Origin of the sequence: Enterobacter sp. kpr-6 (assembly GCF_900116015.1) — a bacterium.
GTDB lineage: Bacteria > Pseudomonadota > Gammaproteobacteria > Enterobacterales > Enterobacteriaceae > Enterobacter_D.
This window is the reverse complement of record NZ_FOYH01000007.1, coordinates 18,117-31,464: the sequence shown is the minus strand read 5'-3', so window position 1 is coordinate 31,464 and position 13,348 is coordinate 18,117. Positions and strand designations below refer to the sequence as shown.

Sequence of the window (13,348 nt, the reverse complement as noted above, 5' to 3'; positions counted from 1 at the left end):
TGGATAATACGCATAATTTTTTGAAAGTGATATCCAGGTTAGCCAAAAAGCGGGTGGGGCGTGATGGACATTGTATTTATAGAGCAACTTTCGGTAATCACCACTATCGGGGTGTACGACTGGGAGCAAACCATCGAACAGAAATTAATGTTCGATATCGAAATGGCATGGGACAACAAGGCCGCGGCGAAAAGCGATGATGTGAAAGATTGCCTGAGCTACGCCGACATCGCCGAAACCGTTATTAGCCATGTCGAAGGCCAGCGTTTTGCGCTGGTTGAGCGGGTGGCAGAAGAGGTCGCAGAGCTGTTGTTAAGCCGGTTTAACTCACCGTGGGTGCGCATAAAACTCAGCAAACCCGGAGCCGTTGCCAGGGCGGTAAACGTGGGGGTTATTATTGAGCGTGGCAATAATCTGAAAAGAAACATATAAATTCATAATTATTAAACCAAATGTCAGTATACCGGTCTGATGTCAGGGCTTTAGCGCCTTCGTTTGATAGCAGACCGTTTTTTTGTCTTTTTAGGGGTTTATTTGATGAGCGATATGCACTCCCTGCTGATTGCAGCGATTTTGGGTGTCGTCGAAGGATTGACTGAATTTCTGCCGGTCTCCAGTACCGGTCATATGATTATTGTCGGGCATCTGCTTGGATTTGAAGGCGAAACCGCGAAAACGTTTGAGGTGGTGATCCAGTTAGGGTCGATTCTCGCCGTGGTGGTGATGTTCTGGCGTCGCCTGTTCGGTTTGATCGGCATTCACTTTGGCCGCCCGCAGCATGAAGGCGAAGGGAAAGGCCGTCTGACACTGCTGCACATCATTCTGGGGATGATCCCCGCCGTGGTGCTGGGGCTGCTGTTCCACGATGCGATTAAGTCGCTGTTTAACCCGATTAACGTGATGTATGCGCTGGTGGTGGGCGGTTTCCTGCTGATTGCCGCCGAGTGCTTAAAGCCGAAAGAGCCGCGCGCGCCAGGTCTGGATGATATGACCTACCGCCAGGCGTTTATGATTGGCTGCTTCCAGTGTCTCGCGCTGTGGCCGGGCTTTTCCCGCTCAGGGGCGACCATTTCCGGTGGGATGCTGATGGGCGTAAGTCGCTATGCGGCGTCGGAGTTCTCGTTCCTGCTGGCGGTGCCGATGATGATGGGGGCCACCGCGCTCGATCTCTATAAAAGCTACCACTTCCTGACGGCGGCAGATTTCCCGATGTTTGCCGTCGGCTTTGTCACCGCATTCCTGGTGGCGTTGGTGGCGATCAAAACCTTCCTGCAACTGATTAAGCGGATCTCGTTTATTCCGTTCGCCATCTATCGTTTTATCGTCGCGGCAGCCGTTTACGTCGTGTTCTTCTAAGCGAAGGCCCTCAGTCTTTGGGCTGAGGGCAACGCTGTTCCTTCCAGAGTGCCACCGCTGCAATGCGCCGCCGCGTCAGTTCGTCACGGATCTCCGGCCCACGGAAGCCCGCGTCCACCACCTCTTTATTACTGACCGTTTTCGCCACGTCCCACGCTTCGCGTAGTAAACGCCCCTGCGGATAATCACAGGCTTCAAACGTCGTGCGCCCGCGCACATCAGCTTCGCTGGTCAGGGCGATTTGCTCAACGCGCTGCGGCTTGCGCCACGCGTCAATGGCGTCAAACAGCTTAACGATGGTCTGTGGTTTGAGGATCGGGAAGGTGTGGATCAGGTCATGGTATTCCGCCACCAGTTTTGCCAGATCGCGGATGTCATTCGGCACCCGCAGGCGCTCGCAGAGACGACTCACCAGCTTCACGCCCGCAGGCCCGTGTCCGTGATGGCGCGGCCACATCTCTTTCGGCGTTAAGCCTTTGCCGAGATCGTGACAGAGGGTGGCGAAGCGCACGTCGATATCCGGGCTTAACATCGCCGCCATCGAGACGGTCATCAGCGTATGAATACCGGTGTCGATTTCCGGGTGCCATTTTGCCGGGGCAGGGACGCCAAACAGGACGTCGATCTCCGGGAACAGCACTTTCAGCGCGCCGCACTCACGCAGCACCATAAAATAGACCTGTGGATTGCGGCAGCCGAGCGCGTTTTCGGTTTCTTTCCATACGCGTTCCGGCGTGAGATGCGCCAGTTCGCCCGCCGCCGTCATCTCGCGCATAAGCGCCATGGTTTCATCGGCAATGCGAAAACTCAGGTGAGCATAGCGGGCAGCAAAACGGGCGACGCGCAGCACGCGCAGGGGATCTTCGCTAAAGGCCGGGGAGACATGGCGTAAAAGGCGTTTTTTAAGATCGGCAAGGCCGTTGTACGGATCGATAACGTTGCCGTCATCATTCTGCGCCAGCGCATTGATCGTCAGATCGCGGCGCAGTAAATCCTGCTCCAGCGTAACGTCCGGCGCGGCATAGCAGGAAAACCCGGTATAGCCGAAGCCGGATTTTCGTTCGGTGCGCGCCAGCGCGTACTCTTCGCGCGTCTTCGGGTGAAGAAACACCGGAAAATCACGGCCAACCTGCTGGTAGCCCGCCTCAAGCATCTGCGAAGGCGTCGCGCCTACCACAACCCAGTCTTTATCTTTAACCGGTAGCCCTAACAACGCATCCCGAACTGCACCACCGACCAGATAATTCTTCACGCCACATCCCCATCAGTTAACTTATCTAATGATACGTAACTCCGGGGAAGATGGCGAATCAGGATCAGCTCATCCAGCGGTCTTTGCGCTTACGGCTTGGGATCATATGCGGTAACACCAGACCGAGCACCAGACCGGCACCCAGCACGCCGCCGCCATACATAAACCACTGCATGATAATGGAGCGCTGTTTGTCATCCAGTTGCAGATTGGCGGCATCAACTTTCTTTTGCGCCACAATCAGTTCGTTTTTAAGTTTCTGATTTTCCTGTTTCAGGCCGTTGATAACGCTGTCGCTCTGGGCGACTTTCTGCTGCATATCTGACGTGCGCTGATTCCAGGTGGTGTCGATATTGGTGAGCTTATCGGTCAGGGTTTTGACCTGGTTTTCCAGATCCGGCACGCGGGTGCGCAGGCTGGGATCGGTATTCAGTTCTTTTAACGGGATCCATGCGGTGCGGCCGCTGCTGTCGCGCACCTGGGCGTAATTTGTGTTGCTGTCCGTTTGCAGCAACGCGACTTCCTCACCGGCATTCACTGTACCCACGAGGCGATAATTATCACCCGGGCCGCTACGCACCCAGGTGCTGAGTTCGTCAGAAACGTAGCGTTTCTCTTCGGCATGGGCCACGGTGGTTGCGCTTAGTGCAAGTAAAGTCAGTCCAATCAGGCGTAATTTAGGCATCAGGCAGTCGTTATTGTCATAGTAAAAGGGGACGATAGTAATGGCATCAGTCTGACGACGCAAAGTATTCGCTATCAATCGGAATCATCCGGGTCGGACTGGCTACCTCTGAATTTTTGACCGCGCCAGCCTCCTCGCGGAATGGCAATTTGGCGCAAAATATTATCTACTGACACACAGACATCGCGTAAGTTCGCGGAAAATTTCATTGTTGCGACATAACCATAAGTACAAAACCATGGCTCAAGAAATCGAATTGAAGTTTATTGTCAATCCGCAGAGCGTCGAGGCGCTGCGTGCTCATCTGCATACACTGACCGACGAGCACCACGATGTGGTGCAACTGACCAATATTTACTACGAAACGCCGGACAAATGGCTGCGCGGACACGACATGGGACTGCGCATTCGCGGCACCAACGACCGCTATGAAATGACGATGAAGATCGCGGGCCGCACGGTAGGCGGTTTGCATCAGCGCCCGGAATACAATATCGATCTGGAAAAACCTGAGCTGGATCTGGCGCGTTTGCCAGAAGAAGTCTGGCCGGAAGGCGGATTGCCTGCAGACCTCGCAGCCCGCGTCAGCCCGCTGTTCAGCACCAATTTCCAGCGCGAAAAATGGCTGGTGAACCTCGGCAAAAGCCGAATTGAAATCGCCCTCGATCGCGGTGACGTCAAGGCCGGAGAATTTGAAGAGCCGATCTGCGAACTGGAACTGGAGCTGCTTGACGGCGAGCGCGACGATATCTTAAAGCTGGCGCGCCAGCTTGTGACGCAAAACGGCCTGCGCCAGGGCAGCCTGAGCAAGGCTGCGCGCGGCTACCATCTGGCGGCGGGCAACGCACCGCGCCATAGCAAGCCCACCACTATTCTGCCCGTTCCGCCAAAAGCCACTGTCGAACAGGGGCTGGAGGCGTCGCTGGAACTGGCGCTCGCCCAGTGGCAGTACCACGAAGAGCTGTGGGTGCGCGGCAACAAGGCGGCGAAAGAGGACGTGATGCGCGCTATTGCGCTGGTGCGCCACGCACTCGCCCTGTTCGGCGGCATCGTTCCCCGCAAAGCGAGTGCTCGCTTACGTGATTTACTGACGCTTTCTGAAGCCACTATTACCTCGGCCGTTTCTGCAGAAACCGCGGTCTACAGCACGGAAACCGCGATGGCGAAACTGGCGCTGACCGAATGGCTGGTGACGCGCGGCTGGCGTCCGTTCCTCGATGAAAAAGCGCAGGGCAAAATCAACGACTCGTTCAAACGTTTTGCCGATACCCATCTTTCGCGCCACGCCGCCGATTTGCGCACGACCTTTGAGCACCCGCTGGGTGAACGTTATGCCGATCAGTTGCCGCGCCTGGCGCGCAATATCGACAGCGTGTTACTGCTGTCGGGCCACTATAACGCGGTGCAGGCGCAGGCCTGGCTGGAGAACTGGCAGGGGCTGCATCACGCCATTAAAACCGGCCAGCGCATTGAAATTGAACATTTCCGTAACGAAGCCAACATGCAGGAACCCTTCTGGCTGCACAGCGGAAAACGATAACTCAGGCTAAGGATACTTCGGATGCCGCTCTCTTCGTCCTTACAGCAGCACTGGCAGACGGTGGTTGAACGTCTGCCGGAAGCACTGAATGCTCAGGCGCTAAGTCCCCAGGCGCAGTCAGTGCTCACTTTTAGTGATTTTGTGCGTGACAGCGTGATTGCGCACCCGCAGTGGCTGGAGACGCTTGAGCGCGAGCAGCCGCAGGCCCGGGAGTGGCAGCATTACGCCGGCTGGTTGCAGGCTGAACTGGCCGACGTGCACGACGAAGCGGCGCTGATGCGCGCGCTGCGCCTGTTCCGCCGCCGGATGATGGTGCGCATCGCCTGGATGCAGACCCTGTCGCTGGTGCCGGAAGAGGAGACGTTGCAGCAGCTCAGCCAACTGGCGGAAACGCTGATCGTGGCGGCGCGTGACTGGCTGTATGACGCCTGTTGCCGCGAATGGGGCACCCCGGCAGCTCCGGACGGGACGCCGCAGCCGATGCTGATCCTGGGGATGGGCAAACTGGGCGGCGGCGAGCTGAATTTCTCCTCCGATATCGACCTGATTTTTGCCTGGCCGGAGCACGGAGCCACCCGTGGCGGTCGCCGCGAACTCGACAACGCCCAGTTCTTTACCCGCCTCGGCCAGCGGCTGATCAAAGTTCTCGACCAGCCGACGCAGGACGGCTTTGTTTACCGCGTCGATATGCGTCTGCGGCCGTTTGGCGACAGCGGGCCGCTGGTGCTGAGCTTTGCCGCGCTGGAAGATTACTACCAGGAGCAGGGGCGCGACTGGGAACGTTACGCGATGGTAAAAGCGCGGATCATGGGCGACAACGACGGCACCTACGCTCGCGAACTGCGCGCCATGCTGCGGCCGTTTGTTTTCCGCCGTTATATCGACTTCAGCGTGATCCAGTCGCTGCGCAACATGAAAGGCATGATCGCCCGCGAAGTGCGCCGCCGGGGGCTGAAAGACAACATCAAACTCGGCGCGGGCGGGATCCGCGAAATCGAATTTATCGTGCAGGTCTTCCAGTTGATTCGTGGCGGACGCGAGCCGTCGCTGCAATCGCGCTCGCTGCTGCCGACGCTTACGGCCATCGACCAGCTCCACCTGCTGCCGGAAGGCGATGCCCCGCTTCTGCACGACGCCTATCTTTACCTGCGCCGCCTGGAAAACCTGCTGCAAAGCATCAATGACGAACAGACCCAGACGCTGCCCGGTGACGATCTGAACCGCGCGCGGCTGGCATGGGGCATGGGCGTGGAGGACTGGCAGGCGCTGACCGACCAGCTTGACGCGCACATGTCCGGCGTGCGCCGCGTCTTTAACGAACTGATTGGCGACGATGAGGCGGCCTCGCCTGACGAGCAGCTTTCCGAACACTGGCGCGAGCTGTGGCAGGATGCGCTCTCGGAAGATGACACCACGCCGGTGCTGGCGCATCTCTCAGATGCCGATCGGCAGCGGGTCGTTGCGCTGATTGCCGATTTCCGCAAAGAGCTGGACCGGCGCACCATCGGCCCGCGCGGTCGCCAGGTGCTTGATCACCTGATGCCGCACCTGCTCAGCATCGTCTGCGTGCGCGATGACGCGCCGGTACCGCTGTCGCGCCTGACGCCGCTGTTAACCGGCATCGTCACCCGCACCACCTACCTGGAACTGTTAAGCGAATTCCCCGGCGCGCTTAAGCATTTGATTTCCCTCTGCGCCGCATCACCGATGGTCGCCAGCCAGCTTGCGCGTTACCCGCTGCTGCTGGATGAACTGCTCGACCCTAATACGCTCTACCAGCCGACGGCGATGGACGCCTACCGCGACGAACTGCGCCAGTATTTACTGCGCGTGCCAGAAGAGGATGAAGAGCAACAACTGGAGGCGCTGCGCCAGTTCAAGCAGGCGCAACTGCTGCGCGTGGCGGCGGCAGATATTGCCGGAACGCTGCCGGTGATGAAAGTGAGCGATCACTTAACCTGGCTGGCGGAAGCGATTATCGACGCTGTGGTCCAGCAGGCGTGGACGCAAATGGTGGCGCGTTACGGGCAGCCGACGCACCTTAGCGACCGCGACGGGCGCGGCTTTGCGGTCGTCGGCTACGGCAAACTGGGCGGCTGGGAACTGGGCTACAGTTCCGATCTCGATCTGGTGTTTTTGCACGACTGCCCGGCAGACGTGATGACCGACGGCGAGCGCGAAATTGACGGCCGCCAGTTCTACCTGCGCCTCGCCCAGCGCATCATGCACCTGTTCAGCACCCGCACGTCGTCGGGCATTTTGTATGAAGTGGATGCGCGCCTGCGTCCATCGGGCGCGGCGGGAATGCTGGTGACCACCGCTGAGGCCTTTGCGGATTATCAGCAAAACGAAGCCTGGACGTGGGAGCATCAGGCGCTGGTGCGCGCCCGCGTGGTGTACGGCGATCCCCAGTTAAAAACGGCGTTTGACGCCATTCGCCGCGACATCTTAATGACCCCGCGCGACGGCACCACGCTGCAAACGGAAGTGCGCGAAATGCGCGAGAAAATGCGCGCCCATCTCGGTAACAAGCACCGCGATCGTTTCGATCTCAAAGCCGACGCGGGCGGGATTACCGATATCGAATTTATCGCGCAGTATCTGGTGCTGCACCATGCCCGCGTCAAGCCGAAGCTGACGCGCTGGTCAGATAACGTGCGCATCCTGGAGTTGCTGGCGCAAAACGACATCATGGATGAGCAGGAAGCGCAGGCGCTGAAGCAGGCCTACACGACGCTGCGCGATGAACTGCATCACCTGGCGTTGCAGGAGCAGCCCGGTCACGTGGCGCAAACCTGTTTTGAAAACGAACGCCGCCAGGTCAGCGCAAGCTGGCAGAAGTGGCTGGTGGAACCGTGCGCTTGACGGCCAGTGTGCTATTATCGCGCGCAAATTTTTGAAATTTTCTGGAGTCCGGAATGAAAGTAACGCTGCCAGAGTTTGAACGTGCTGGTGTCATGGTCGTGGGTGACGTGATGTTGGATCGCTACTGGTACGGCCCTACCAGCCGTATTTCCCCCGAAGCCCCGGTGCCGGTGGTGAAAGTCGATACCATCGAAGAACGTCCTGGCGGCGCGGCAAACGTGGCGATGAACATCGCTTCTCTGGGGGCCACGTCGCGCCTGGTGGGACTGACCGGGATTGACGATGCCGCACGCGCGCTCAGTAAAACGCTGGCCGACGTCAACGTGAAGTGCGACTTCGTTTCGGTGCCGACGCACCCGACCATCACCAAACTGCGCGTGCTGTCGCGTAACCAGCAGTTGATCCGCCTCGATTTCGAAGAAGGGTTTGAGGGCGTCGATCCTGAGCCGCTGCACGAGCGCATCAGTCAGGCGCTCGGCAACGTGGGCGCGCTGGTGCTCTCCGACTACGCTAAAGGCGCGCTGACCACCGTACAGACCATGATTCAGATCGCCCGCAAAGCAGGCGTTCCTGTGCTGATCGACCCGAAAGGCACCGATTTTGAGCGTTATCGCGGCGCAACGCTGTTAACGCCAAACCTGTCAGAATTTGAAGCGGTGGCGGGCAAGTGCAAAAACGAAGAAGAGATCGTTGAACGCGGCATGAAAATCATCGCCGATTTTGACTTTTCCGCGCTGCTGGTCACCCGTTCCGAGCAGGGCATGACGCTGCTCCAGCCGGGCAAAGCGCCGCTGCACATGCCGACGCAGGCGCAGGAAGTGTATGACGTGACCGGGGCCGGGGATACGGTGATTGGCGTGCTGGCGGCGACGCTGGCTGCGGGCAATTCGCTGGAAGAAGCCTGCTATTTTGCTAACGCCGCCGCAGGCGTGGTGGTGGGCAAACTGGGTACTTCCACCGTCTCACCTATCGAGCTGGAAAACGCAGTGCGCGGACGCTCAGAAACTGGCTTCGGCGTGATGAGCGAAGACGAACTGAAGCAGGCGGTAGCGGCAGCGCGTAAGCGCGGCGAGAAAGTGGTGATGACCAACGGCGTGTTCGACATTCTCCACGCGGGCCACGTCTCTTATCTGGCAAACGCTCGTAAGCTCGGCGATCGCCTGATTGTGGCGGTCAACAGCGACGCTTCCACTAAACGTCTCAAGGGCGAAACGCGCCCGGTGAACCCGCTGGAACAGCGCATGATTGTGCTCGGCGCGCTGGAAGCCGTGGACTGGGTGGTTTCTTTTGAAGAGGACACTCCGCAGCGCCTGATTGCCGGGATCCTGCCGGATCTGCTGGTGAAAGGCGGCGATTACAAAGCGGAAGATATCGCCGGGAGTAAAGAGGTCTGGGCCAACGGCGGCGAGGTGATGGTGCTGAACTTTGAAGATGGCTGTTCAACCACTAACATCATCAAAAAGATCCAGAAAGACAGCCAGTAAATCGCATCATGTTGCCCGGCGGCACAGGCTTGCCGGGCAACACAGCCTCAATAATTTATCCATCCCGGTATCTGCGAAAGCAGAAACAGCACCAGCCCGATGGTACCGCCCACCAGGGTGCCGTTGATACGGATAAACTGCAAATCCTTCCCGATATTCAACTCGATCTGCTGCGACATCTCTTTCGCATCCCAGCTTTTTACCGTATCGCTGATGTGGCGGGTTAAGAACTGGGCGAACTCCGGCGCAACGTTACGCGCGGCCTGCTCCAGATGCTGATTAAGCGAGGTACGCAGGGCATTATCGGCCACCAGCGTTTCGCCGAACCACAATCCCGCTTCGGTGATCCGCTTCATCACGCGGGAGTCATCGCTTTGCATATCCACTTTTAACCAGTTACGCAGATCGCCCCACAGTTCGGCCAGATAGCGGTTAAAGGCTTCATCTTCTTTGATATACGCCTTCGTGCTTTCCGCTTTTGCTGCCATCTCAGGATCGTTTTTCAGCCTGTCGATGAGTTTCAGCGTGGCCCGATCGAAAGCCTGACGGATCTGATGCGCCTCATCCTGGCTGATGTCTTCGAGCAGGGAATTCACCGCGCTGGCCACCAGTTCCGCACTGTGCTCCCCCAGCCATTCGGTCGGCAACAGCATGGCTTTGCGCGGATGCTCAGCCTTCAGCCAGCGCACTACCTGCATGGCGATAAACTGCCGGGTGCTTTCCCGTCCGAGCAGCGTCACAAGCTGGGCGATCAGCGTGTCCAGCAGCACCTGATGGCGGTTATTTTTGGTGAGACTTTCGAGGATTAAGGCGGTGGTACCGCTGAGATCGACTTTATCGATGGCTTTATGCACTGCGCGCTTGAGCAGCTTCTGAATGCGCGCATCGTCGGTGAGATCAAGAAAGCCGCTCATTACCTGCAACATATGCTGCCCCACGCGCCTGGCGTTCTCGGGCTGGCTAAACCAGGTGCCGATCATCAGCGCCGGTTCATGACGGCGGATCAGATCGACTAACGACTGGGTATCAAGAAACTTCTCCTGCACGAACACCCCAAGATTGTCGCCAATCCGGTCTTTATTGCGCGGGATAATCGCCGTATGACGCGAGATAAAGGGCAAAGGCACGCGGCGAAACAGCGCAACAACTGCGAACCAGTCAGCCAGCGCACCGACCATCGCCGCCTCGGCAACGGCCTTCACACCGCTCACCCAAATGTTCGGCGGCAGAAAAAGCGTGGTCACAAAAGTCGCCGCAGCAATCAGCAGCAGCAACAGGGCGAGGCGCTTGGCGCGCTTGAGTTCAGCGAGTTTTTCCATGGCCTAAGCATAGATCGCTGATGGCTAAACATAAATCCGAATTATGGTTTCCAGCGGCGAAGCGCCGTGTGCTGCGCGTAAGGCATCGGTGAAGGCCGGGTGATAAATTCAATATGGGTGCCCCACGGCGTGCGCCTATAGCATGAAACATTGCCCCCGCCGCGCTCGGTGGGAAAGTCCAGCGGCTTAGGTTCGGTGAACATCGTGCCGCCTGCACGTCGTAGAAGTTAAGCGGTGAAAACCGCCAGTAGAAATATTCAGAACCATCCGGTTATACCCAACTTTACGCACGTAACCAGCTATAGCGACTACCATTAATAGCCTTATCAGCATTTTTTACTGCTTATCAGGAGGTAGTTGATATGGCGTACCAGACAATAAATCCCTTCACGAATCAGCTCGTCAAAGAGTACCCGGCACACACCGACGCAGACATCGAAGCAACGCTTAAGAAAGCCGATGCGCTGTATCATTCGTCGTGGGCGAAAGGGGATATCGACCAGCGGCTGCCGGTACTGAACCGGCTGGCGGATCTGATGGAAGATCGGCAGGAAGAGCTGGCGAAAATCGCCACCCAGGATATGGGTAAGCTGATTGAGCAAAGCCGTGGCGAAGTGCAACTGTGCGCAAAAATCGCCCGCTACTATGCGGATAACGCAAAGCAATTCCTCGCCCCGGTCAAATATGACTCTGAACTCGGCGAAGCGTGGGTTGAGCACCATCCGATTGGCGTGCTGATGGCCGTGGAGCCGTGGAACTTCCCCTATTACCAGTTGATGCGTGTGCTGGCACCGAATCTGGCTGCCGGTAATCCGGTGATTGTAAAACACGCCAGCATCGTGCCGCACTGCGCCGAAGCGTTTGAGCATTTGGTACGCGAAGCGGGCGCGCCGGACGGGGCCTATACCAATCTGTTTATTTCCTCGGATCAGGTGTCGAACATCATCGCCGACGACCGCGTGCAGGGCGTGGCCCTGACCGGCTCTGAAAAAGCCGGGAGCGTAGTGGCTGCGCAGGCGGCGAAGAAACTCAAAAAATCGACGCTGGAACTGGGTGGTAACGACGTGTTCGTGGTACTCGATGACGCCGATCTGGAAAAAGCGGTGAAAGTGGGTGTGTTTGCCCGACTGCAAAACGCCGGACAGGTGTGCACCGCCGCGAAGCGTTTTATCGTTCACGAGGCGGTCGCGGATAAATTCCTCGAAAAATATACCGAAGCGTTCCGCCAGGTAAAAATTGGCGATCCGCTCGACGAGAGCACCACGCTGGGGCCGTTATCGTCGAAAGATGCGCTGGATACTCTAACCAGGCAGGTCGATGAGGCGGTAAAAAACGGCGCGACGCTGCACTTTGGCGGTAAACCGGTTGAGCATAAAGGCAACTTTTATGCACCGACGATCCTGACCAACATTAGCCGTGATAACCCGGCGTACTTCGAAGAGTTCTTCGGCCCGGTTGCGCAGGTTTATGTGGTGAAAAACGACGATGAAGCGGTGAAGCTGGCAAATGACTCCCACTATGGTCTGGGTGGTGCGATTTTCAGCCAGAACATCGAGCGGGCGAAAGCGCTCGCCTCGCGTATTGAAACCGGGATGGTGTACATCAACTCACTTACTGACACCGCTCCGGAACTGCCGTTCGGCGGCGTGAAGCGCTCCGGCTTTGGTCGCGAACTGTCGGATCTGGGGATCAAAGAGTTTGTGAATCAGAAGCTGGTGGTGGTGGTGAGTAAGTAAGGTTTCCCCTCACCCTAACCCTCTCCCCGTGGGAGAGGGGACAGATTGTGCCCTTTTCCCGGCGGGAGAGGGCAGACCGAGCACGGGCCCGCCTTTCTCCCTCTCCTTTGGGGAGAGGGCCGGGGTGAGGGGGCAGTCGTTACGCTTTTTTCAGTCCCGCAAACGCCGCTCTGATCTCCTCTTCCGGCAACTGCACGCCGATAAACACCAGCGTGCTGTGCGGCTGGTCGTCGCCCCAGGGACGGTCCCAGTCGGCGCTGTAGAGGCGCTGGACGCCCTGGAACAGCAGGCGGTTGGGCTCGCCGTCGATCCACAGCATCCCTTTGTAGCGCAATAATTTTTCCGCAAAACTCAGCAGCAGGTTTTCCATCACCCGGGAAACGTCGCTGATATCCACCGGGTAATCCAGTTCCACCACAATCGACGAAATATCGTTTTGTTTATCCGCCATAAAGTGAAAGCGCGGTTTGGCGCTGACCACGTTCTCTTCGAGCATAAAGCCGTTGGTGTTGAACAGTTGCGCCAGGTCGATATCGCCATGGGTCACGGTGTAAATCGGTGCGCGGGCATTGATACGCGCCAGGCGCTCACGCAATTTTTCTGCCTCGCCCGCCACGTCGGTTTTGGTCAGCAGAATGCGGTCGGCGTAGCCTACCTGCGACTGGGCGAGGGTGAACTGATTCATCTGATCGTCGGCGTGGACGGCATCGACCAGCGCAATCACGCCGTCCAGCAGGTAGCGCTGGCAGAGGATTTCATGGTTGAAAAAGGTCTGAATAATCGGGCCAGGATCGGCCATGCCGGTGCATTCAATCACCAGACGGTCGAAGACGATGTCGCCGCGATCGAGGCTGTCGAGCAGATCCAGCAGCGCATCTTCTAATTCGTTCGAGCGGCTACAGCAGATACAGCCGTTGGTCAGGGTTTTGATCTGGGTGGCACGGTCGCCAATGAGTTGATCGTCAACGGAAACTTCGCCGAATTCGTTTTCAATCACAGCGATTTTATAGCCGTGCTGTTCGTTGAGGATGTGGCGCAGCAGGGTGGTTTTGCCCGCGCCAAGAAAGCCGGTGAGGAGCGTGACTGCAATCGGGGTCATGGTGGTTCCTTC

11 protein-coding genes are annotated in these 13,348 nt (G+C 57.8%); 6 read left to right on the top strand and 5 right to left on the bottom strand.

Annotation, left to right across the window (positions count from 1 at the left end):
- The first annotated feature begins 63 nt into the window (after positions 1-63).
- Positions 64-432 (top strand): bifunctional dihydroneopterin aldolase/7,8-dihydroneopterin epimerase, encoded by a 369-nt coding sequence (folB, locus tag BM373_RS15885; RefSeq protein WP_090463360.1) that lies wholly within the window; start codon positions 64-66, stop codon positions 430-432.
- Positions 433-537: 105 nt separating this feature from the next.
- Positions 538-1,356 carry an undecaprenyl-diphosphate phosphatase gene (gene bacA, locus BM373_RS15880; RefSeq protein ID WP_090463357.1) on the top strand — a complete coding sequence of 273 codons (819 nt, stop codon included), beginning with the start codon at positions 538-540 and terminating at the stop codon, positions 1,354-1,356.
- 10 nt (positions 1,357-1,366) lie between these two features.
- Here bacA and BM373_RS15875 read toward each other — a convergent pair whose 3' ends face one another.
- Both BM373_RS15875 and BM373_RS15870 read right to left on the bottom strand, forming a co-directional pair.
- Positions 1,367-2,608, bottom strand: coding sequence for a multifunctional CCA addition/repair protein (locus tag BM373_RS15875; RefSeq protein WP_090463354.1), 1,242 nt, complete (start codon positions 2,606-2,608; stop codon positions 1,367-1,369).
- A gap of 64 nt (positions 2,609-2,672) precedes the next feature.
- Positions 2,673-3,293 (bottom strand): TIGR04211 family SH3 domain-containing protein, encoded by a 621-nt coding sequence (locus BM373_RS15870; protein ID WP_090463875.1) that lies wholly within the window; start codon positions 3,291-3,293, stop codon positions 2,673-2,675.
- Positions 3,294-3,531: 238 nt separating this feature from the next.
- Here BM373_RS15870 and BM373_RS15865 point away from each other — a divergent pair, with 238 nt between their 5' ends.
- From BM373_RS15865 to hldE, 3 genes are read left to right on the top strand one after another with little or no spacing between them, the layout of a single operon-like run.
- On the top strand, positions 3,532-4,833 hold the full coding sequence (locus BM373_RS15865) for a CYTH domain-containing protein (protein ID WP_090463351.1): 1,302 nt from the start codon (positions 3,532-3,534) through the stop codon (positions 4,831-4,833).
- Positions 4,834-4,854: 21 nt separating this feature from the next.
- Entirely contained in the window at positions 4,855-7,698 is a 2,844-nt protein-coding gene (gene glnE, locus BM373_RS15860) for a bifunctional [glutamate--ammonia ligase]-adenylyl-L-tyrosine phosphorylase/[glutamate--ammonia-ligase] adenylyltransferase (protein WP_090463348.1), read from the top strand.
- A 53-nt stretch (positions 7,699-7,751) separates the two neighbouring features.
- Positions 7,752-9,182 (top strand): bifunctional D-glycero-beta-D-manno-heptose-7-phosphate kinase/D-glycero-beta-D-manno-heptose 1-phosphate adenylyltransferase HldE, encoded by a 1,431-nt coding sequence (gene hldE, locus BM373_RS15855; RefSeq protein ID WP_090463345.1) that lies wholly within the window; start codon positions 7,752-7,754, stop codon positions 9,180-9,182.
- A 47-nt stretch (positions 9,183-9,229) separates the two neighbouring features.
- On the opposite strand, the gene BM373_RS15850 is transcribed toward hldE, so the two are convergent.
- Positions 9,230-10,501 carry a DUF445 domain-containing protein gene (locus BM373_RS15850; RefSeq protein WP_090463342.1) on the bottom strand — a complete coding sequence of 424 codons (1,272 nt, stop codon included), beginning with the start codon at positions 10,499-10,501 and terminating at the stop codon, positions 9,230-9,232.
- A gap of 41 nt (positions 10,502-10,542) precedes the next feature.
- Positions 10,543-10,704, bottom strand: a complete 162-nt coding sequence (locus BM373_RS21625) for a hypothetical protein (protein ID WP_177220159.1) — start codon at positions 10,702-10,704, stop codon at positions 10,543-10,545.
- Positions 10,705-10,863: 159 nt separating this feature from the next.
- Between BM373_RS21625 and BM373_RS15845 the strand changes: the two genes are divergently transcribed.
- Positions 10,864-12,237 carry an NAD-dependent succinate-semialdehyde dehydrogenase gene (locus BM373_RS15845; protein ID WP_090463339.1) on the top strand — a complete coding sequence of 458 codons (1,374 nt, stop codon included), beginning with the start codon at positions 10,864-10,866 and terminating at the stop codon, positions 12,235-12,237.
- Positions 12,238-12,376: 139 nt separating this feature from the next.
- Here BM373_RS15845 and yjiA read toward each other — a convergent pair whose 3' ends face one another.
- Positions 12,377-13,336: a GTPase gene (gene yjiA, locus BM373_RS15840; protein ID WP_090463336.1), complete on the bottom strand. Its 960-nt coding sequence runs from the start codon at positions 13,334-13,336 to the stop codon at positions 12,377-12,379.
- Positions 13,337-13,348: the final 12 nt, after the last annotated feature.